The following is a 19,785-nucleotide window of genomic DNA, read 5'->3' as shown; positions in this document are numbered from 1 at the left end:
CCAAGGAGTTTTCTTTGTGAGGCTGCGCTCGTTCGTCATTGCCCTTGCCGCCCTTTCTCCCGTCGCTGCCCAGGCGCAACCTCCCCGGCCGAAGCTGATCGTCGCCATCTCGGTCGATCAATTCTCCGCCGACCTGTTTTCGGAATATCGGCAGCATTTTACCGGCGGGCTGAGGCGCCTGTCCGAAGGGGTCGTGTTCCCTTCGGGCTATCAGAGCCACGCCGCGACCGAGACGTGCCCGGGCCATTCGACGATCCTGACCGGCAGCCGCCCCTATCGCACCGGCATCATCGCCAATGACTGGCTCGACCAGACCGCCGCGCGCGAAGACAAGCGCATCTACTGCGCCGAAGACGAGACGGTGCCCGGCAGCACATCCCGCAATTATACGGTTTCGGCCAGGCATCTGCTGGTGCCGACCCTTGGCGATCGGATGAAGAATGCCGATCCCGCGACGCGGGTCGTGTCGGTCGCGGGCAAGGACCGCGCTGCGGTGATGATGGGCGGCCACAAGGTCGACCAGCTCTGGTTCTGGAACGGCAAGGATTATGTGACGATTGCCGGCCAGGGCGCGCCCGATGCAGCGATCGCGCCGTTCCGCAGCACGCTTGCGGCCCGGATCGCCCAGCCGCAGCCGGCGATGCCGGTTCCGGACGTCTGCACCTCGCGCGACCGACCGATTCCGATCGGCGACGGCAAGACGGTGGGCACCTGGCATTTCGGCCGCGAGGCCGGCGACAAGACCCGGTTCCGCGCCTCGCCCGAGATCGACGACATGAACCTGACGCTTGCCGAGGCGCTGATCGATTCGATGCGGCTGGGGCGCGGCCCCGCGACCGACATCATCTCGATCGGCGAATCCGCGACCGATTATGTCGGCCACACCTATGGCACCGAAGGCGTCGAGATGTGCATCCAGCTGCTCGCGCTGGACAAAAGGCTCGGTGAATTCTTCGATCGGCTCGACAAGACCGGGGTCGACTATGTCGTCGTGTTGACTGCGGATCATGGCGGCCACGATCTGCCGGAGCGCAATCGCATCCATGCGGCGCCCGATGCGCAGCGCGTGGACAACCGGCTCGACCTGAAAGCGATCGGCGAACAGCTCGGGCGCGAGCTGAAGCTCACCGGCCCGGTGCTGCTTCCGGCCGGCGGCGACGTCTATATCGACAAAGCCGTCCCTGAGCAGATGCGCGTCAAGGTCGCGCGGCGCGCCGCCGAGCTGATCAGGCAATCGCCGCTGGTCGCGGACGTGTTCGTCGGCGCCGATGTCGCGAGGATGCCGCAGCCGACCAGTCCGCCCGAGACATGGTCGTTCGCCGAACGGGCCCGCGCGTCCTACCTGCCGGGCCGCTCGGGCGACCTGATCGTGGCGCTGAAGGAGCGGGTCACGCCGATCCCGGACCCGACCCGCGGCTATGTCGCGACGCACGGCAGCTTCTGGAACTACGACCGGCGCGTGCCGATCCTGTTCTGGTGGAAAGGCGTGCAGAATTTCGAGCAGCCGCTGGGCGTCGAGACGGTCGACATCCTGCCGACGCTTGCCTCGCTGATCGGCCTGCCGGTTCCGGCGAACGAGATCGACGGGCGCTGCCTCGACCTCGACGCCAGCGAAGGTGACAATTGCCCGGTTGCCGCACCCGAAACGGCTCGCTAGACCCGCCCGCGTTCAGGAAGGAGACACTCTCGATGAAGAAATTGACTGCCCTCGCGCTGGTTTCGGCCGCTGCCCTTGGCCTCGCGGCCTGCTCGCAGAATGCGCAGAACGAGACCAGCGAAGCGGCGAACGCGGTCGGCACCGATATCAGCAACACCGCCGAGGCGGGCGCGGACAGCGTCGACAACGCGCTCGACGCCGCCGGCAACTCGATGGATGCAACCGCGGAGAACGGCGCCAACGCTGCCGACAATGCCGCGAATGCCGTCGACAATACGGCAGGAAACGCGGCCAACTAAGCCCGCGAAAGCTGGAAACGAAAGCCGCGGAGCCTTTCGGGCGCCGCGGCTTTTTCGTGTCAGCGCCAGGCGGTCAGCCGCCCCTTTTCGTCCAGCAGGTACAGCGTATTGTTGGCGACGACCGGCGACAGACTGATCGGCTCGCCATAGTCCACGGTCGCCTCGACCGCGCCCGTGGTCGGCGAGATATAGGCGATCTGGCCTTCGCTGCTGACCGCGATCAGACGCCCGCCGGCGAGCACCGGCCCGGTCCAGCTGATCGCGCCCTTCTTCTTCTTTTCGTTCTTCCAGTGCGGAAGCTGGGTCGCCCAGCGCACGCGGCCGGTCGAGCGCGCGATGCACAACAACCGCGCATTGTCGGTCACTGCGAACACCCAGTCGCCAACCACCCAGGGCGTTGCGATGCCGCCGGCATTGATTTCCCAGATGCGCTGGCCGGTCACCAGCTCCAGCGCGACCATGCGGCCGCCGGAGCCGATCGCATAGACGCGGCCCTGGTCGATCACCGGCTCGGCGTCGATGTCCGAGATCGTGCCGACCGACGTCGAGATGCTCGTGCGGGCCAGCGCGTCCTGCCAGACGATGCGGCCATTTTCGTAGCGATAGGCGTTGAGCTCGCCCGACGAGAAGCCGGCGACGACAGTGCCCTGGCCGGCGGCCGGTGCGGCCACGCCGAATACGCCCGAAACCTCGAGCGTGCCGGAGCCGGTCCATTCGATATTGCCGTCGGTCTGGCGGAGCGCGAAGATCTGATTGTCCTGGCTGACGACATAGACATTGCCGTTCGACACCGTCGGCGCGCCGCGCAGGGGACCGCCGGGCCGCTTGCGCCAGATCGTCGAGCCGTCGGCTGCGTTCTTCGCGACGACGTCGCCCAGGCCGTTGGTCGCGTAAAGCTTGTCGCCGTCGATGCTGACGCCGCCGCCGAACAGCGCCTTGCTGTTGTTTGCGGCACCCTCGCCCTTGTCGTCATTGGTCGCGTCGCCGACGAAGACGGTCCAGATCTCGTTCCCGGTCTGCGCGTCGAACGCATGCAGCCGGGCGTCGGTGTCGATCACATAGACGCGTCCGCCGGCCACCACCGGCGCGGCGGCAAGGTGAGCGCGCTTGTCGCCGCCGACGATCTGCGCCTGCCAGGCCTGCTGCGGCGATGCGGACAGGGCCAGATGCCCCATCGCGTGCATCGCGTTGCCGCTCGGTTGAGTCCAGGCGTCGTTGACCGACGGCGCCGGCAGCGTCACCGGAATCGAGGCGATGGTCGGATCGACTTCCGCCCCGGTCTCCGCGACCAGGATCGGCACGCGCTGGCCGAGGACCGGCGTCTTGGGCTTGGCTTGCTTGAAGACGCCGCAGCCGGAGATGGCGAGCATCGTGGCGATCAGCAGCGGGGCGCGAAGATTACGGATCATCGGGGCAAACTCGGCTGAGCGACAGGATTGACGGAAACACCCAGTACGCTCGCCATCTGAGCGGCGCGTGAACGGATCGAGGCGGGAACGCCGGGGTCGGCAACCAGCGCTGCAAAGGTTGCGCCGGCCTCGGTCGGACGGCCCGCCTTCAGCTGCGCCACGGCGGTCAGCTCGCCGGCGCTGCCGAACCAGGGACTGCCTTTCTGCGCCAGCGGTTTCATCCGCGCGATCACCTGGTCGGGGGACAGCGTGTCGAACTCCATTGTCGTCTGGCGGATCAGCGCGAGATCGCGGAACGGCTTGGCGATGCTTTCGTCCTTGGCGACGGCAGCAAACGCAGCAATCGCCGCCTTCGGGTCCTTCTGCGAATCGATCGCGCCCATGGCAAGCTGCGCGGCCGCGCGATAGCCGCTGCGCGGCGACTTGCTGAGCTCCCGAAGCGCAGGCAGCGCCTGATCGGTCTGCCCGCTCGAAAGCTGGTCGATCGCGGCAGTCAGCTTCTCGCCTTCCAGCCCGGCCTGCTGCGCCTGATGGCTGCGCCACCACAGGAATGCCGCCAACGCGATAAGGCCGACGACGATGACGGCGATCAGCACCAGGCCCCAGCGCTTCCAGAGCCTGGCCAGTTCGTCCCGCCTCAGTTCCTCGTCGACTTCGCGTAAGAAAGCTTCGTTCGTCTCCGGCGGTACGGCCAAACCAAATCTCCTGGGGATCAAGCGGCGCGGACCTTAGCGACGCGCTTGCCCAAACGGAAGCCGCTACTTGGGGGCGTAAACCTGCTCGGGCCCGGGAAAGGCGCGGGCGCGCACATCGGCCGCATAGGCCGTGACTGCGTCGCCGATCATCGACGCCATGTCGGCATAACGCTTCACGAACCGCGGCGTGCGCTCGAACAGGCCGAGCATGTCTTCGGCGACCAGGACCTGCCCGTCGCATTCGGCCGAGGCGCCGATGCCGATGACCGGGCAGGACACTTCGGCAGTGATCGCGCGCGCCAGCGGCTCGATCACGCCCTCGGCCACGACCGAGAAGGCCCCGGCCCCGGCGACGGCGCGGGCGTCGGCAATGATGCGCGAATGTTCTTCGTTGGTGCGGCCGCGCGCGCCGTAACCGCCGAGTGCGTTGACCGATTGCGGCGTCAGGCCGACATGCGCCATCACCGGAATGCCGCGTGCCGTCAGGAATGCGACGGTGGGGGCCATGGTCTCGCCGCCTTCCAGCTTGACGCCCGCCGCACCGGTCTCTGCCAGCACGCGCGATGCGGAAGCAAAGGCCTGCTCGGGGCTGGCCTCATAGCTGCCGAACGGCATGTCGACGATCACCAGCGCGTGATAGCTGCCGCGCACCACCGCTGCTCCATGCGCGCACATCATGTCCAGGCTGACCGGAAGGGTCGAGGGAAGGCCGTAGATCACCTGGCCCAGGCTGTCGCCGACCAGCAGGATGTCGCAATGCGGATCGAGCAGCTGCGCCATGCGCACGGTATAGGCAGTCAGCATGACGAGCGGTTCGCCGCCCTTGCGCGCGCGGACGGCGGGAACGGTCAGCCGCTTCATCGGAGCGGGCGTCGGATGAGCGCGACTGGTTGCGGTGTCGATCGTGTACGTGGACATGGCGCGCTTTTGCGCCGTCCGGGCCGAAATCACCAGCCCAGCGTCTCGACCAGCCGTCCGAGCAGCGGCAGCTGGCTGGGCAGCATCATCTCGGTCGCGGCGGGAACCGTGAACCAGCGCGCTTCCTCGACCTCGGGGAATTGCTGCATCTTGCCGCTGCGCGGCGGCCATTCGAGATCGAACATGATGCTGACCAGCGCCGCCGGATCGAAGCCCGCTTCGAGCGCATAGGCCTCCACCAGCTTGCCGCCGGTCTGGCGGATGCGGCCGAGGGGGAGCGGCTCGCCCTCCAGCCGCAGCCCCAATTCCTCTTCGACCTCGCGGAACGCGGCGGCAAGCGGCTCCTCGCCTTCTTCGACCGCGCCTTTCGGGATCTGCCAGGCGCCGACATCGCGCTTGCGCCAATAAGGGCCGCCGGGGCGGATCAGCAGGACTTCGAGCGTGCGCCCGACGCGCCGGAACAGCAGGATTCCGGCGCTCAGACGCTTCATGCGCTCATCAGCCGCACTTGGCCTGCTTCCGGCCAGCCGCGACCTGAGCCTTCAGGCCGTCCGATGCGGTCGCGCCATAATCGTCGCCGAATTGCGCATAGACCTTGCACGCATCGGCAGGCTTCTTGAGCTGGGTCAGCGCCTGGCCCAGCCAATAGAGGCTCTCCGCCGCGCGTTCGCCTTTCGGCCACTTCTTGTAGCTGTCGTATAGCGCGACGGCGGCCTGGGCCGGCTTGCCTTCGTCCAGATAGGCGCGCCCGAGCAGGTTCTGCGCGAACGACGCCCTGCGGTGATCGGGATATTTGTCCGCCACCCGCTTCAGCTCGGTCTCCGCCCGGTCATAGGCTTTCGCCTGCCACAGCCGGAATCCGTAGATATACCCGTCTTCGGCCGGATCGCCGGTCGACGGCCGCTCGACATCGGGCGGCGGGGCAGCGGGCTGCTCGATCTCGCTCGGCGGCACCAGCGCCGTTGGCGGCGCTTCCGCGGCGGCGCGCGCCTCCGCATCGGCGATCAACTGCTTCACCTGGTCTTCCAGCTGGCTGACGCGATGGCCGTTCTGCTCGACATGGGCGGTCAGCGAGCGGAGCTGGCTCTCGATCGCGTCGACGCGCCCGATCAGGTCCGCGACCGGCGAGCTGACCGGTCCGCCGATCGGCTCGGGCGCCGGCCGGGGCGCGACGATTTCGGGTTCGAGCGGCTGGCCGTCGGGGAAGACCTTGCGCTGCACCGCGCGCAATTCCTTCTCGATCTTGCCGACGCGCGCGTCGAGGTCGCGCGAGGATTGGGCAGCGAGCGGCGTTGCGGCGGCGCCGAGCAGCAGGAGAAGCGTCAGTCGTTTCAGCATCAACAAGCCTCAAACAAATCAATGTGCCAATGTGCCGAGAATAGCTGTCCCTAGCCTGAAGAGGGGTGCGGGCGAAACCCATGGCGTCGCGATCCGGCACGGTTAACGGGCTATTAGCCAAGTGGCCGCTAAAGCGGGCAGGTGCGGGCATATGGGGGCATAGCAGCCGGCGGGCGAACCTCGGCATTGATCGCGGCGCTGCGTTCGGATGGCTTGCCCGACGAATTGCTGCGTGCGCAGATCGACGCGGCGACCCGCACCTATCCGGTCTCGTTCGCGACCAGCCTGCTCGTTTCGGGCGGTGTGCTGCTGGCGAGCTTCGGCTCGCCGAACCGCGTTTCTATTCTTGCGGCCGCCGCATTCCACTTCCTGACCTGCTGCGTGATGCTCGTGCGCTGGTTCCGCGATCGGGCCGCGGGCTGGCAGGTCGCGCTCCCGCAGGAGCGCGTGCGCCAGATTTCCGCCGAAGCCGCCTTCGTTGCGCTCGGCTGGTTCATCTTCCTGTCCAATGCCGGCCTCTATGCGCCGCCCGAGCTTCAGGTGCTTGTGGTTGCGGTGATGGCGGGCGTGATGGCGGTCGGAGCCCTGCGCTACGCGCCGATCCCGGCCGCCGCCGCGACGTTCCTGACGACGGTCACGATCGTGTGCGGCGTCTATGCGCGGGTCAGCGCGATCGAATGGCCGGTCTATGCCTTCCTGGGCGTCTTCGTGCTGATGCTCGCGCGCACGGTGATCGGGCAGCACGCAATGATCGTCGAGCAATATCGCAGCGGTGCGGAAGCCGAGCGCGCGCGCGCAGAGATCGCTATCCTCGCCGCGCGCGAAGCCGAAACCGCGGCCGCCCGTGCCGCCGAAGACTCGGAATCTGCCGCACGCGCCCGGCAGGAGCGCGACGAGGAGCGGCGGCGTGACATCGCGGAAATCGCGCGATCCTTCGAATCGCGGCTGCTCTCCGGAATCGAGGCGATCGCGTCCGATGCGGAACAGGCTGGCCTGATGGCGCGCCAGCTCGCGCAATCGGCGCTCGCGAGCCACCAGCGCTTTGTCGAGCTGGCGGGCAAGGTCGACCGGTCCGAAGCCGACATGGCGGCCCTTGCCGGACTCGCCGCCGATCTTCGTCACGCACTGGCGTCGGTCCAGGCGCGTGTGGATGACCAGGCATCGGCCAACGTGCGCGCCTATGATCTGACCGGCCGAGCCGAGGAGCAATTCCGCGCCCTCATCCGCAATGCGCAGGGGATCGGCGCGATTTCGTCCACCATCGAGGACATCGCGCGGCAGACCAATCTGCTCGCCCTCAATGCGACGATCGAGGCTGCGCGCGCGGGCGAGGCGGGACGCGGCTTTGCGGTGGTCGCGTCGGAAGTGAAGTCGCTCGCCAACCAGACCGGCCGCGCCACCGGAGACGTCCGCCAGAAGGCGGAGGATATCGCCAGCGCGTCGACTCACACCGAAGCGGCGATCGCCGAGATGCAGGGCTGCCTCGCGATCTTCGACGAGTTGGCACGGACACTGGCCGGCGCGCTTGAAGGCCAGGGCGCGATCGTCGGCGAACTCGAACAGCACGCGCTTGCCGCCGCTTCGTTTGCTGCCGATGTGCACGGCCGGGTCGCGGAGGCGAAGCAGGCCGCCACCGTCTCGTCCGAACTGACCGAGAAGGTGGAGGACCGCTCGTCAGAGCTGGTCGAGCGCACCCGGTCGATCCTTACCGAAACCAGAGCATTCCTGAACGAGCTACGCGCGGCCTGAGCGGCTGGAGACACTTCGCGACAGTTTGCGACTGGATTTCGCTCCGTTCGTCGCTGATACAGCACGGCTGAACGGAGGTGCCTGATGGAAGACACTGTGCCCGCGCGCCCGGAGCGCACGCCGGGAGCGAAGTTCGTCTGGGCTGCGCTGATCGGCCTGATCCTCGCGATCCCGCTGTTTTCGGTGTATCTGCTCGTCTACGACCGGCAGTCGCAATCCCAGGTCGCCCGCGCATCGATCGCCCAGGGCTGGGGCGGGCCCCAGACAATCGCCGGCCCTTTCCTCGTCATCCCGTTTCTCGATCAGGCGACCGAAACCGTCGTCGAAGGCGGGCGGCAGGTCACCCGCAGCCACGACGTGTGGCGCGAGCTGGCGCTGTCGCCCGACGTCGCGGAGCTTGAAACGAAGCTCAGCCCTGAGCGGCGCAAGCGCTCGATCTACGAGGCCGTCGTCTACGAGGCAGCGGTCAAAGGGCAGGCGCGGTTCGCGCTTCCCGCCGATCTCGCGCGCTATGGCGTGACCGTCGACCGGCTCGCCTTCGACCGGGCGGAGCTGCGCTTCGGCCTGTCCGACGCGCGCGGTCTGTTCGGCGCGCCGCCGCAGGTGCGGCTGGGCGGCACGTCCCTGACGCTCCAGCCCGGCAAGGGGCCGGCCGAGACCGGCGGCTCCGGCTTCTACGCCCCGCTCGACGCTTCGGCGCTGAAGGGCGGGGCGATCGTCGCCGATTTTGCCTATGCGATGCGGGGCAACGATTCGCTGACGCTGGCCCCGCAGGCCGGCGACACGCGGTGGCGCGTGATTTCGCCCTGGCCGCATCCGAGCTTTCAGGGCGGCTTCCTGCCGGCTTCGCGGCAGGTCGGGGACAAGGGCTTTTCCGCTACCTACCGCGTCGGCAACCTCGCGCTCGGCCAGTCGCTGGTCGATGTGCGCGACCCGGCGCAGGCGACCCCTTCCGGTCCGCGCATACAGGGACCGGAGGCCGGCGAGCATGAGGCGCGGATCACGCTGATCCAGCCGGTCGATCTCTACAGCCAGGTCAACCGGGCGGTGAAATACGGCTTCCTGTTCATCGGCTTCACGTTTCTCGCCTTCCTGATGTTCGACGTGATCGGCGGCGTCGCCGTCGCCGGTGTCGAATATCTGCTGGTCGGCGTCGGGCTGGTGCTGTTCTTCGTGCTGCTGCTCGCCTTCGCCGAGGTGATCGGCTTCACCGCCGCTTATCTGCTGGCGAGCGCCGCCATCATCGGCCAGATCGCGGCCTACTCGGCGGCAGTGCTGAAAAGCTGGCGGCGCGCGGTCTGGATCGGCGGCCTGCTCGTCGCGCTCTACGCCGTGCTCTACATCCTGCTCAGCCTCGAGGCCTATTCGCTGCTGATCGGATCGGTGCTGCTGTTCGTGGCGCTCGGCGCGGTGATGTACCTGACGCGGCGCGTCGACTGGACGGGCAAGCGGATCAGCGCCACCTGAGATTGTCGCGGCCGAGATTGGCGAGGCTGCGGGCGCCCATCAGCTTCATGCCTCGCTCGATCTCGGCCCGCAGCTTGCCGATCGCGCGCTCGACGCCCGGCTGTCCCGCGGCGGCGAGCGCGTAGAGGTAGAAGCGGCCGCCCGAACATGCCGTCGCGCCGACCGACAGTGCTTTCAGCACATGCGTGCCGCGCCGGATACCGCCGTCGCAGATCACCTCGATCCGGTCGCCGACCGCGTCGACGATCTCGGCGAGCTGGTCGAACGGCGCTCTGGAACCGTCGAGCTGCCGACCGCCATGATTCGACACCATGATCGCCGTCGCGCCGATATCCACCGCGCGCCGCGCATCCTCGACCGACATCACGCCTTTCAGGCAGAATGCGCCGCCCCAATCGGCGCGGATGCGCTCGGCCGCTTTCCAGTCCATCGACGGGTCCAGCATCGTGTCGAAATAGTCGGCGACCGACAGCGCGACCTTTGTGCCTTGTTTCACATGGGTCTGGAGGTTGGGCAGCGAGAAGGGCTCACGGAACAGATAGTCGAGCGTCCAGCGCGGATGCGCGGCGAAGCTCAGTGCCGAGCGTGGCGTCAACCGCGGCGGCGAAGTGAAACCGGTGCGCAGGCACCGCTCGCGATTGCCTGCGACGATCGTGTCGACGGTCAGCGCGACCGCGTCGAAGCCTGCCGCCCTGCAGCGCTCGACCATCGATCGGTTCAGGCCCTGGTCCTTGTGGACGTACAGCTGGAACAGCTTCGGCGCCTTCACGGTCGCGCCGACCTCCTCGATGCTGACCGTCGCCAGGCTCGAAATGCCGAACCATGTGCCGAACTTCTCCGCCGCGGCGCCGACCGCCCGCTCTCCCTGCCAGTGGAACAGCCGCTGCAGCGCCGTCGGCGAAAAGAACAGCGGCATTGCGACCTCGCGGCCCATCAGGGTCGTGCGCATGTCGACCTGCTCGACGCCGGCGAGCACGCGCGGCACCAGGTCGCACTGTTCGAACGCGGCCGTATTGCGCGCCTTGGTCACCTCATCGTCGGCCGCACCGTCGATATAGTGGAAGACGGGCGACGGCAGGCGCGCTTTGGCCAGGCGACGAAAGTCTTCGCAATTGTGGCAGTCCCGCAGCCTCAAACCCGCCCCTCGCTTCTCTAGCTATTGGGGAATATCGATTATGAACCGGGAGCCGGGCGGTCCAGACTCGACCGAAAGCGTGGCCCCGAGCTGGCGTGTCAGCGCGTGGACGATCCGCCCGCCGAGGCTTGTTGTCGATGCCCCGAAATCGACGGAATCGGGCAGCCCGACACCTTCGTCCGCGACCTCCAGCCGAATGCCGTTGCTGGTGCCGCGGAGCGTCACGCTGACATCGCCGCCGGTTTCGCCCGGATAGGCATATTTGAAGGCGTTGGTGACGAGTTCGTTGACGATCAGCCCCAGAGGGATCGCTTGATCGGTCGGGATCGCGACCAGATCGATCGCGTAGCGGAGCCGGTATCGCTTTTCGGTCTCCTGCAGCTTGGCGCAAAGGTCACCCAGGAACGTCGCAAGATCGATCCGCTCCATCTGGTTCTGGCGCCAGAGCTGATCGTGCACCTGCGCAATCGCCATCACGCGCGTCTGCGCATCGGCGATGGTGCTCCTGACTTCCTCGTCTCCGGCGGCACGGCCCTGCATGTGCAGCATGCTGCCGACCAGCGCGAGGCTGTTTTTCACGCGGTGGCTGACCTCCCGCATCAGCGTCTCCTGATGCGCGACCTTGTCCTGGAGCACTTCTTCCAGCCGCTTGCGAGCGGTTATGTCCGTAAACAGAATGCCGACCAGCTGTTCGTCCGGTTTGCCGACAGGGAAGGCGTAGACGCTGAACCATCGGCCGAGCGCTTCTGCATTCTCCTCGAAGCGGATCGGCTCGCCCGACTGAGCGACGCGGCCATAGATATCGAACCAGTGCTGCTCGTGGGCCGGCGCCAAATCCCGCATCCACCGGCCTGCCGCATCGGCAAGACCCGTCTGTTGTTCGAATGCTTGGTTCACCTCGACGAAGCGATAGTCGACCGGATGGGCATCTTCGTCGAACCTCATTTCGATGACGCAGAAGCCGGCGTCGATCGCGTCGAAAAGCGCGTGGTAGCGCTGGTCCGAGCTACGCTTCGCATCCTCTACGCGCTGCCGCTCCATCGCGGCGCCAAGCCATTGGGCCAGGCTCTGCAGATAGTCGAGATCGGCATCGACGAATTCATGACCGCCGGTCGAATCCACTTCGAGCACGCCGCGAAACTCGCTCGATTCCGGGATCAGCACGTTGATCGCGCGCCGCACGCCATGCTCGACCAGGAGCGCCGGCGTGCGGAACCGCGTCTCCGCGTCGAGGTGATTGGAAATGACCGGCTGACCGGTCTTGAGTGCGTAGCCAGCCGGCGAGCCCAGATCTGCGCCGATCGTCGCGTGACCGACTACGCCGGGCCTCCAGCCGACACCACGACAGACGAGCAGATCGTCCGGCTCGGGGCGATAACGCAGCACCTTGGCGAATTCGGTATCCAGACCGCGTGCCGCCAATTCGCAGGCGTGCTGCATCAGCGCATCCAGATCGGTGCAGCCGAGCGCGAACAGTCCGAAATCCGAAAGCAGCTGCTGTTGCTGGCGGCGATAGTCGAGCTCCGATGCAGCGGCAGCACCGGCAGGAGAATGAGATTGATCGTTCTGCAATATCCGGACCCGACATGCTGGGTGGGGCTAACGACCCGAAACGATTCGATCCGATTGGTCCCCCGCAGTCCGTTGATAGGGGCAATGCGCGGCTCCGACAAGGCTCTCGGCGGCTTGAGAGCAGATTAGGTAAGGAGATTCAGGAGCTTGCCGGCATTGTCATTGTTTCGATCGCGGCGGCAATGCGATCCATATCGGCCGCGAGTTTCCGCTCCAGCGCGCCGTCGTCGAGCCGGTCGAGCGCCACCACCTGTGGCATCGACAGGCCGAGGCGGAGCGTCGCGCCCCAGCGGCCGTCTTCCAGCTTCACGCATTTGACCGGCTGGCCAAGGCGGATGCCGCGCTCGACCAGCGCCTTGTGGATGCGCACCGCTTCGTCGAAGTCCGGATGGCCGGGCCGGCGCGACAGGTCGATCGTGGAGAGCGTCCGCATCTCGATCGGATGGGCATCGCCTTCGGCGCGGTGGCCGGGCGGGTAGGGAGCCATGCGCCGGCCGCCCAGGCGCTCGACCATCGCCGTTCGCACAGCGGCGTGGAAAGCGAGGATCACCCGCGTCACGTGCTCCAGCGAAAGCTGCTGGAACCGCTCCAGTTCGAACACAGAGGCTTCGAGGCGGAGCAGCAGGCCCGGATTGGCGCCGTCCTCCAGCGCTTCGCGCCCCGGCCAGCCGACCGGCCATTCAGCGCGGCGGAAGATCGTCCGAAATCCTTCGGGCAACCGCGGCGCGCGTGCCGCCAGCGCTGGCGGCACCAGCGCGAAGCCGCTGAACGGCGGGCCGCCCATGAATTTGGAGCCGGTGACGAACACGATCGCGTCGCGCTTCAGATAGTCGCCGATCGCGGCGCTGGTGATCCGCGCCTGGCACGCGTCCACAACCAGCGTCATCCGCTCGCCGTGCCGCGCGATCAGGTCGTCGATGTCTTCGAGCAAAGGCAGGATCAGCCCGGTCTTGGAGCCATGAACGACATGGACGAGCGTGTGCGCGTCGCCGGCCCGCTCGATATCCTGCTCTATCCGGTCGCGGATACAGGCGCTTGTGAAGGCGTGGCCAAGCGCGTCGCGGACCGGCACGTCCTCGATGCTGACCCGCTCGCCCAAGCCTGGCACCGGTTCGCCCGGCTGCACCTGTACGCCCAGCGCCGTCTCGTTCGCGAAATAACGACCATGCGCCGAATGGATGCAGCCGCTCCCGACTTCGTCCGCGCCCAGTAGCACGTTGTGCAGCCGCTCCGCCCGGTCATGAACGCAGGCGAGCGCGACATATTCAAGGTCGGTTCCCGACGGCGCGAACACGATCGCAACATCGTCTGGCACGCCATAGGCGGCGCGGATGCGGCGGCGCAGCGCCTCCAGCCCGGTGCCGTAATCCTGGTCGCCCAGCCCACTCACTCGCGCGAATGCGTCCGGCGAAATGTCGTTCGCGGTCGACGACGCATAGGCCAGCACGTCCTGCGGCCAGGGCGCCGAATAATAGCGGTTCTGGTGGCACTTGGGCGTGAGGACGATCCGGGCGTCGCCGCCGGTGGTCATCAGTTCGGCGGCGCGGGCCTCATCGGGCGACAGCTCTTCGAAACGCATGACGCGCCGCTTTAACCGCCGGTTTGCCGCGCGCAAGCGGCGCCACGCTTGGCGTCGCCGCTTGCCGGGCCTATGGGGCGGCCATGACCGTCAAGCCGCTCACGATTCCGCAGGAGGCGAAGGATCGCCTCACGATCATGTTCATCGCCAAGCACGCCAAATGGGGCGGCGGCCTCCACCCGGAGGACGGCAACCACGCGCTGTACCATGTCGAGGTGCGCCAGATCCTGGAAAGTCTGGGTCTGAATCTGAAGCTCGCCGATAAATACGATGCGCTGTTCGACGATCCCGGCGTCGATTTCGTGTTTCCGCTGCTCAATCGCGGCGGCTTCCTGAACTCGGAAATGATGCTGCCCTTGCTGTGCACGCGGCTGCGGCTGCCCTATCTGGGCGCCTCGCCGATCCTGCGCGGGCTGTCGGACGACAAGCACCTGACCAAGCTTTGCGCGGTCTCGCGCGGCATCCCGACCGCGCCGTGGAAGATCTTCCGCCGCGGCGCGCCCGTGACGGAGGACGGCGCGCCTATGGCCGAGCGCATGGTCATCAAGCCGAACGCCTCGTCCGCATCCTGGGGCGTGATGGACGCGCATGACTGGACCAGCGTTACGCGTGCCATCGCCGAGATCCATGATATGGGCCATGACGCGATCATGGAGCCGTTCCTGATCGGCTCCGACGTCGAAGTGCCGGTGATCACCGTCGGCGGCCAGCCGCTCGTCATGCCGATGATGCTGTTTCAGCAGGCCGATCCCAGCCACCTGCGCACCTATTACGAGAAACGTGACCTGGTCGATCGCACCCAGAAATACCAGCTGGTCGACTTCGAGGATGCGAAAATCCAGCCGATCATCGACGAGCTGACGCGCAAGATGCTCGGCGAGTTCTTCCCGTTCGACTATGGCCGCTACGAGTTCCGGGTCGACCTGGAGAAGGGCGAGGTGCGCTTCCTTGAGGTCAATCTCAACTGCAACCTGTGGTCCGAAAAGGTCTTCGGCCGGTCGGCGAAACGCTACGGGTGGACCCAGCCGCAGCTGATCGAGACGATCCTGGCCGAAAGTCTCGACCGCCACGGCCTCATCTGAACGGTTGAGTCGGGCGCTACGTCGCCCTATCGAGAGTGCAGCTTTGCACGGGGAAAGAGATGGCCGAATTCGCGCTGCCCAAGAACAGTGTCGTCCGGAAGAACGGGAAGAGCTTTCCCGCCGCCCCTGGCGCCACCCGCGTGCGAAAGTTCAAGATCTACCGCTACGATCCGGATTCGGGCGAAAACCCGCGCTACGACACGTTCGAGGTCGATCTGGACAGCTGCGGGCCGATGGTCCTCGACGCGCTGATCAAGATCAAGAGCGAGCAGGATTCGACCCTCACTTTCCGCCGTTCCTGTCGTGAGGGGATTTGCGGCAGCTGCTCGATGAACATCGACGGCCGCAACACGCTCGCCTGCACCCACGCGATCGAGGATTGCCGCAAGGAAGTGCAGATCACGCCGCTGCCGCACATGGACGTGATCAAGGATCTCGTCCCCGATTTCAGCCGCTTCTATGCGCAATACGCGTCGATCCAGCCGTGGCTGAAGACCGTGACGCCGCCGCCCTCGGGTAAGGAACGGCTGCAGACGCCTGAGGATCGCGCCAAGCTCGACGGGCTCTACGAGTGCATTCTTTGCGCCTGCTGCTCGACGTCGTGTCCCAGCTATTGGTGGAACTCCGACAAGTTCCTGGGCCCCGCGATCCTGCTCCAGGCCTATCGCTGGCTTGCGGACAGCCGCGACGAGAATACCGGCGAACGCCTGGATGAGCTGGAGGACCCGTTCCGCCTCTACCGCTGCCACACCATCATGAATTGCGCGAACGTCTGTCCCAAGGGCCTCAACCCGGCCAAGGCGATCGCCGAGATCAAGAAGATGGAAGTCGAGCGGATCATTTGATGCGTCGTCCTCCCCTCTTTTTTAGGGAGGGGTCGGGGGTGGGTAGCGAGCGTCAGCGAGCATTTCTGGACTCGGTGTTTCGCTCGGCCTGCGGCCGATACCCACCCCTCGCCCCTCCCTTGCAGGGAGGGGGATCAGTATGACCCACCTTCCCACTGGCTTCCTCCACGAGCCCGATCCCGACAATCCCGGCTGGATGCGCTGGGGTTTTCGCGATCCGACGCGCTTCAACTCCGCGCTCGGGAGAATGATCGTCCGGGTCGATGCAGACGGCCGCGTCAGGATGCGCGCCTTTCCCGATCGCAGCCATTCCAATCTGGCCGACAAGGTGCACGGCGGCGCGCTGCTGGGCTTCATCGACGTCGCGCTGTTCGCCACGTCGCGCAGCAAGGGCATCATCGAGGCAGGCACGGCGGTGACGCTCGACCTGTCCACCCAATTCGTTGGCGCGGCCGACATCGGTCAGCCGCTCGACTTCGTCAGCGAGGTGCTGCGCACCACCCGCCGTCTCGTCTTCATCCGCGGCCTGGTCGAGCAGGGCGACGCAGTCATCGCCTCCTATTCCGGCACGATCCGCAAACCGAGCGGCGAATGAGCGTCTTCGCGCGCTACGACGAATTGGTCCACGACGGCCAGTTGCGCCAGGACCCTGCCCAGGCCAGCGCCGCCCGCCTTCTCGACCGGCTCGCGAGCGAGCTGGAAGCGGTCCCGAACAAGGGAAGCATCCTGTGGCGTCTGGCCGCGCGGCCGCAGCCCGCCCCCCGCGGCATCTACATGTGGGGCGGCGTCGGACGCGGCAAATCGATGCTGATGGACCTGTTCTTCGGCCAGGTCCGGATCGAGAAAAAGCGGCGCGTCCATTTCCACGAGTTCATGCTGGAAGTGCACGACCGGCTTCGGGTCGAACGCGCCAAGGAAGCGGGCGACCCGATCCCCGCCGTCGCCGCCGATCTGAAGGGCGAGGCGCGGCTGATTGCCTTCGACGAGATGGTCGTCAACAACTCGCCCGACGCGATGATCCTGTCGCGGCTGTTTACGGCGCTGATCAACGCCGGGACCACCGTGGTCGCGACCTCGAACCGGCCGCCGCGTGACCTCTACAAGGACGGGCTGAACCGCGAACATTTCCTCCCCTTCATCGACCTGATCGAGCAGAAGCTGGACGTGATCGCGCTGAACGGTCCGACCGACTACCGGCTGCAGCGCATTTCGGGCCTGAAGACCTGGCACGTGCCGAACGGCCCGGACGCGACGCAGGCGCTGTCCGACGCGTTCTTCCGCATGACCGACTTTCCGGTCGAAGATCGCGCGCACGTGCCGACCGAGGATATTCCCGTGCCCGGCGGCCGCACGCTGCATGTGCCCAAGAGCCTGAAGGGCGTCGCCGTGTTCTCGTTCAAGCGGCTGTGCGGCGAGGCACGCGGGGCGCCGGACTATCTGGCGATCGCGCGGCGCTTCCACACCGTCGTCCTGGTCGGCATCCCGAAGCTCGGGCCCGAGAACCGCAACGAAGAGGGGCGGTTCGTCACGCTGATCGATGCGCTCTACGAGCAGAAAGTGAAGCTCTTCGCCGCCGCCGATGCCGAGCCGGCCGAGCTCTACGAAAAAGGCGACGGCCGCTTCGAGTTCGAGCGCACCGTCAGCCGGCTGATGGAAATGCGCTCCGCCGACTATCTCGCCGAAGGGCATGGCGAGCGCTAGTCTCAAAGGAAGACTCGGGAGGGGAAACGAAATGCGCCTGATCGGACTGACTGCCCTGCTGCTCGCCACGCCCGCGCTGGCAACGCCGGCCAATAACCAGTGGCATGCGAAGGCGCGCGACATGCTGGAGAAGGCAATCGCCTATCCGACCGTCGCGGGGCGGGGGCAGGTGCCCGCCTATGCGCAGTATCTTGCCGATCAATATAAGGCGGCCGGCTTCACCGACATCCGCATCGTCCCCTATGAAGGACTCAAAGGCGATCACACAGCCGCGCTGATCGTACGCTGGCCCGCCGCCGGCCAGGCGAAGGCCAAGCCGATCCTGCTGCTCTCGCACATGGACGTGGTCGAGGCGAAGGCGTCGGACTGGACGATGGACCCGTTCAAGATGGTCGAGAAGGACGGCTATTATTACGGCCGCGGCAGCACCGACATCAAATCGGGCAATGTCGCCGTCACGGCCGCGCTGCTGAAGCTCAAGGCCGAAGGGTTCAAGCCGAAGCGCGACCTGATCGTCTTCTTCACCGGCGACGAAGAGACGCAGATGAACGGCGCGAAGCTGGGCGCCAACGAATGGCGCAAGCAGGGCTGGACCGACGCGGAGTTCGCGCTGAACTCGGACGGCGGCGGCGGGGCGTTCACGAAGGACGGGCGTTCGCTCGGTTACGGCCTCCAGACGGCCGAAAAGACCTATCAGAGCTACGACTTCACCGTCCGCAACCGGGGCGGCCACAGCTCTCGGCCGCGGCCTGACAATGCCATCTACGAGCTTGCGACTGCGCTGAAGAAGCTGGAGGCCTATCGCTTCGAGCCACAGCTGAACGAAACCACGCGCGCCTATTACACCGAGCGCGCGAAGCAGGAGAAAGGCCCGCTGGGCGACGCGATGCGCGCCTGGCTGGCCAATCCGGACGACGGCGCGGCGGCCGATGCGATCGAGGCGAACGAGCTGGAAGTCGGCACCACGCGCACGCGCTGCGTTGCCACCATGCTGTCGGGCGGCCATGCCGACAATGCGCTGCCGCAGATCGCCACCGGGCGCGTCAATTGCCGCATCATGCCCGGCGTCGAACCGAAGGTGATCGAAGCGGAACTGAAGCGGATGGTCGGCCCCGGCGTCGAGGTGACCGTCGCCGACGACCCCAATGTGCCGACCCCGGTCTCGCCGCTGCGGCCGGACGTGGTCGGCGCCTACACGGCCTCGGTCCATGCGATGTTCCCGGATGCCCAGATCATTCCGCAAATGTCGACGGGCGCGACCGACGGGAAGGAGTTTCGCGCGGTCGGAATCCCGACCTACGGCGTCGACGGCAGCTGGATCATCTCGCCCGACGACGAGCGCGCGCACGGCCGCGACGAGCGGCTGCCGGTCAAGGCGCTCGACGACGATGTCGATCACTGGGCCCGCATGATCACGGCGCTGGCGAAATAGGCTGAAGCCGGCCGCTTCGCGCGACCGTATCTATGGGGCATAAGGCGGAGCGGGAGGGCCGATGGCCAAGCCGACTGAGTCCATCTACCGTCACAGGCTCGGCACGCGCATCTGGCATTGGGTGAACGCGGTCGCGGTCTTCGTGCTGCTGATGAGCGGCGCGATGATCTTCAACGCGCACCCTCGGCTTTATTGGGGTCAGTATGGCGCGAATTTCGATTCCGCCTGGCTGGAGATCGGCGCCGATGGGCACGGCGGCTATGTGAAGCTCGGCGATCGCCGCTTCGATACCGACGGCGTGCTCGGCCGCTGGGAAGCAAAGGACGGTCAGGTCCACACCGGGGCCTTCCCCGATTGGGCGACGATCCCCTCCGGCTACAACCTCGCCCATGCCCGGCGCTGGCATTTCACTTTCGCGCTGGTGTTCGCCTTCGGTCTGCTGTTCTTCCTGCTCGCCAGCCTGTTCAACCGCCATATCCGCAAGGATCTGGTGCTGAAGCGCAGCGAGATCGCGCCCCGGCACTTGTGGAGCGACGTGATCCAGCATCTGAAGTTGCGCTTTCACGATCCGGACAATCCGGACGCATTCAATACCCTGCAGAAGCTCAGCTACATCGCAGTTATCTTCGTGCTGATTCCGCTGATGATCTTCACCGGCCTGACGCTGTCGCCCGGCATGGATGCGGCCTGGCCCTGGCTGCTGGACCTGTTCGGCGGCCGCCAGTCGGCGCGCTCGATCCACTTCATCTGCGCCGGCCTGATCGTCGCCTTCGTGCTGACGCACCTCGTCATGGTGGTCGCCTCGGGCTTCTGGAACAATCTTCGCTCGATGATCACCGGCCGCTACGCCATTGAGCCGGAAGGAGAAGGCGCATGAACCGCATGCCGAACCGCCGTCGCTGGCTCG

The 19,785-nt window shown here is 66.5% G+C and carries 18 protein-coding genes; 10 read left to right on the top strand and 8 right to left on the bottom strand.

All coding sequences use genetic code 11. The annotated features are described in order from the left end of the window. Positions 1-16 precede the first annotated feature (16 nt). Entirely contained in the window at positions 17-1,657 is a 1,641-nt protein-coding gene (locus tag VFT73_RS04875) for an alkaline phosphatase family protein (protein ID WP_414712789.1), read from the top strand. Between the two features lie 32 nt (positions 1,658-1,689). Then, positions 1,690-1,956, top strand: coding sequence for a circumsporozoite protein (locus VFT73_RS04870; RefSeq protein ID WP_326409040.1), 267 nt, complete (start codon positions 1,690-1,692; stop codon positions 1,954-1,956). A gap of 59 nt (positions 1,957-2,015) precedes the next feature. On the opposite strand, the gene VFT73_RS04865 is transcribed toward VFT73_RS04870, so the two are convergent. The 5 genes from VFT73_RS04865 to VFT73_RS04845 form a co-directional block, all read right to left on the bottom strand. Then, positions 2,016-3,365 (bottom strand): PQQ-binding-like beta-propeller repeat protein, encoded by a 1,350-nt coding sequence (locus tag VFT73_RS04865; RefSeq protein WP_326409039.1) that lies wholly within the window; start codon positions 3,363-3,365, stop codon positions 2,016-2,018. Beyond that, the gene (locus VFT73_RS04860; protein ID WP_326409038.1) at positions 3,362-4,060 is read right to left on the bottom strand and encodes a tetratricopeptide repeat protein; all 699 of its coding nucleotides are present in this window, start codon (positions 4,058-4,060) and stop codon (positions 3,362-3,364) included. The genes VFT73_RS04865 and VFT73_RS04860 overlap by 4 nt, the downstream gene beginning before the upstream one ends. Positions 4,061-4,123: 63 nt before the next feature. Then, positions 4,124-4,978, bottom strand: a complete 855-nt coding sequence (panB, locus tag VFT73_RS04855) for a 3-methyl-2-oxobutanoate hydroxymethyltransferase (RefSeq protein ID WP_326409037.1) — start codon at positions 4,976-4,978, stop codon at positions 4,124-4,126. A gap of 29 nt (positions 4,979-5,007) precedes the next feature. Continuing rightward, positions 5,008-5,469: an NUDIX domain-containing protein gene (locus VFT73_RS04850; protein WP_326409036.1), complete on the bottom strand. Its 462-nt coding sequence runs from the start codon at positions 5,467-5,469 to the stop codon at positions 5,008-5,010. Between the two features lie 7 nt (positions 5,470-5,476). Further along, a complete protein-coding gene (locus tag VFT73_RS04845) occupies positions 5,477-6,316 on the bottom strand; it encodes a tetratricopeptide repeat protein (RefSeq protein WP_326409035.1) in 840 nt (279 codons plus the stop codon). 141 nt (positions 6,317-6,457) lie between these two features. Here VFT73_RS04845 and VFT73_RS04840 point away from each other — a divergent pair, with 141 nt between their 5' ends. Together VFT73_RS04840 and creD are read left to right on the top strand one after the other, a co-directional pair. Beyond that, positions 6,458-8,065 (top strand): methyl-accepting chemotaxis protein, encoded by a 1,608-nt coding sequence (locus VFT73_RS04840; protein WP_326409034.1) that lies wholly within the window; start codon positions 6,458-6,460, stop codon positions 8,063-8,065. Positions 8,066-8,149: 84 nt separating this feature from the next. Continuing rightward, positions 8,150-9,532 (top strand): cell envelope integrity protein CreD, encoded by a 1,383-nt coding sequence (creD, locus tag VFT73_RS04835; RefSeq protein WP_326409033.1) that lies wholly within the window; start codon positions 8,150-8,152, stop codon positions 9,530-9,532. Here the strand turns inward: creD and VFT73_RS04830 are convergent. The 3 genes from VFT73_RS04830 to VFT73_RS04820 form a co-directional block, all read right to left on the bottom strand. Further along, positions 9,519-10,667: an alpha-hydroxy acid oxidase gene (locus VFT73_RS04830; protein ID WP_326409032.1), complete on the bottom strand. Its 1,149-nt coding sequence runs from the start codon at positions 10,665-10,667 to the stop codon at positions 9,519-9,521. The two genes, creD and VFT73_RS04830, sit on opposite strands and share 14 nt — an antisense overlap. Before the next feature lie 21 nt (positions 10,668-10,688). Next, positions 10,689-12,239 carry a sensor histidine kinase gene (locus tag VFT73_RS04825; protein ID WP_326409031.1) on the bottom strand — a complete coding sequence of 517 codons (1,551 nt, stop codon included), beginning with the start codon at positions 12,237-12,239 and terminating at the stop codon, positions 10,689-10,691. A gap of 139 nt (positions 12,240-12,378) precedes the next feature. Beyond that, entirely contained in the window at positions 12,379-13,818 is a 1,440-nt protein-coding gene (locus tag VFT73_RS04820; RefSeq protein WP_326409030.1) for a hypothetical protein, read from the bottom strand. Between the two features lie 83 nt (positions 13,819-13,901). Here VFT73_RS04820 and VFT73_RS04815 point away from each other — a divergent pair, with 83 nt between their 5' ends. From VFT73_RS04815 to VFT73_RS04790, 6 genes are all read left to right on the top strand, one after another. Next, positions 13,902-14,900 (top strand): phosphoribosylglycinamide synthetase, encoded by a 999-nt coding sequence (locus VFT73_RS04815; RefSeq protein WP_326409029.1) that lies wholly within the window; start codon positions 13,902-13,904, stop codon positions 14,898-14,900. A 59-nt stretch (positions 14,901-14,959) separates the two neighbouring features. After that, positions 14,960-15,745, top strand: a complete 786-nt coding sequence (locus VFT73_RS04810; protein ID WP_326409028.1) for a succinate dehydrogenase iron-sulfur subunit — start codon at positions 14,960-14,962, stop codon at positions 15,743-15,745. 139 nt (positions 15,746-15,884) lie between these two features. Further along, complete coding sequence (locus VFT73_RS04805) at positions 15,885-16,340, top strand: PaaI family thioesterase (RefSeq protein ID WP_326409027.1); 456 nt, start codon at positions 15,885-15,887, stop codon at positions 16,338-16,340. After that, complete coding sequence (gene zapE / locus VFT73_RS04800) at positions 16,337-17,446, top strand: cell division protein ZapE (protein WP_326409026.1); 1,110 nt, start codon at positions 16,337-16,339, stop codon at positions 17,444-17,446. Before VFT73_RS04805 ends, zapE begins: the two co-directional genes overlap by 4 nt. A 31-nt stretch (positions 17,447-17,477) precedes the next feature. After that, complete coding sequence (locus VFT73_RS04795) at positions 17,478-18,878, top strand: M20/M25/M40 family metallo-hydrolase (RefSeq protein WP_326409025.1); 1,401 nt, start codon at positions 17,478-17,480, stop codon at positions 18,876-18,878. A gap of 61 nt (positions 18,879-18,939) precedes the next feature. Then, on the top strand, positions 18,940-19,755 hold the full coding sequence (locus tag VFT73_RS04790; protein ID WP_326409024.1) for a cytochrome b/b6 domain-containing protein: 816 nt from the start codon (positions 18,940-18,942) through the stop codon (positions 19,753-19,755). Positions 19,756-19,785 lie beyond the last annotated feature (30 nt).

This window comes from Sphingomonas sp. (genome assembly GCF_035758555.1).
Lineage (GTDB): Bacteria > Pseudomonadota > Alphaproteobacteria > Sphingomonadales > Sphingomonadaceae > Sphingomonas_B.
This window is presented reverse-complemented; position numbering and strand designations above follow the sequence as displayed.

What these genes read in the sequence shown, in the direction of transcription:
- VFT73_RS04850 (WP_326409036.1), bottom strand. Translation starts at nt 5,469, where the DNA reads ATGAAGCGTCTGAGCGCCGGAATCCTGCTGTTCCGGCGCGTCGGGCGC.
- VFT73_RS04810 (WP_326409028.1), top strand. Translation starts at nt 14,960, where the DNA reads ATGGCCGAATTCGCGCTGCCCAAGAACAGTGTCGTCCGGAAGAACGGG.
- VFT73_RS04790 (WP_326409024.1), top strand. Translation starts at nt 18,940, where the DNA reads ATGGCCAAGCCGACTGAGTCCATCTACCGTCACAGGCTCGGCACGCGC.
- VFT73_RS04845 (WP_326409035.1), bottom strand. Translation starts at nt 6,316, where the DNA reads ATGCTGAAACGACTGACGCTTCTCCTGCTGCTCGGCGCCGCCGCAACG.
- panB (WP_326409037.1), bottom strand. Translation starts at nt 4,978, where the DNA reads ATGTCCACGTACACGATCGACACCGCAACCAGTCGCGCTCATCCGACG.
- zapE (WP_326409026.1), top strand. Translation starts at nt 16,337, where the DNA reads ATGAGCGTCTTCGCGCGCTACGACGAATTGGTCCACGACGGCCAGTTG.
- VFT73_RS04865 (WP_326409039.1), bottom strand. Translation starts at nt 3,365, where the DNA reads ATGATCCGTAATCTTCGCGCCCCGCTGCTGATCGCCACGATGCTCGCC.
- VFT73_RS04820 (WP_326409030.1), bottom strand. Translation starts at nt 13,818, where the DNA reads ATGCGTTTCGAAGAGCTGTCGCCCGATGAGGCCCGCGCCGCCGAACTG.
- creD (WP_326409033.1), top strand. Translation starts at nt 8,150, where the DNA reads ATGGAAGACACTGTGCCCGCGCGCCCGGAGCGCACGCCGGGAGCGAAG.
- VFT73_RS04870 (WP_326409040.1), top strand. Translation starts at nt 1,690, where the DNA reads ATGAAGAAATTGACTGCCCTCGCGCTGGTTTCGGCCGCTGCCCTTGGC.
- VFT73_RS04815 (WP_326409029.1), top strand. Translation starts at nt 13,902, where the DNA reads ATGACCGTCAAGCCGCTCACGATTCCGCAGGAGGCGAAGGATCGCCTC.
- VFT73_RS04795 (WP_326409025.1), top strand. Translation starts at nt 17,478, where the DNA reads ATGCGCCTGATCGGACTGACTGCCCTGCTGCTCGCCACGCCCGCGCTG.
- VFT73_RS04805 (WP_326409027.1), top strand. Translation starts at nt 15,885, where the DNA reads ATGACCCACCTTCCCACTGGCTTCCTCCACGAGCCCGATCCCGACAAT.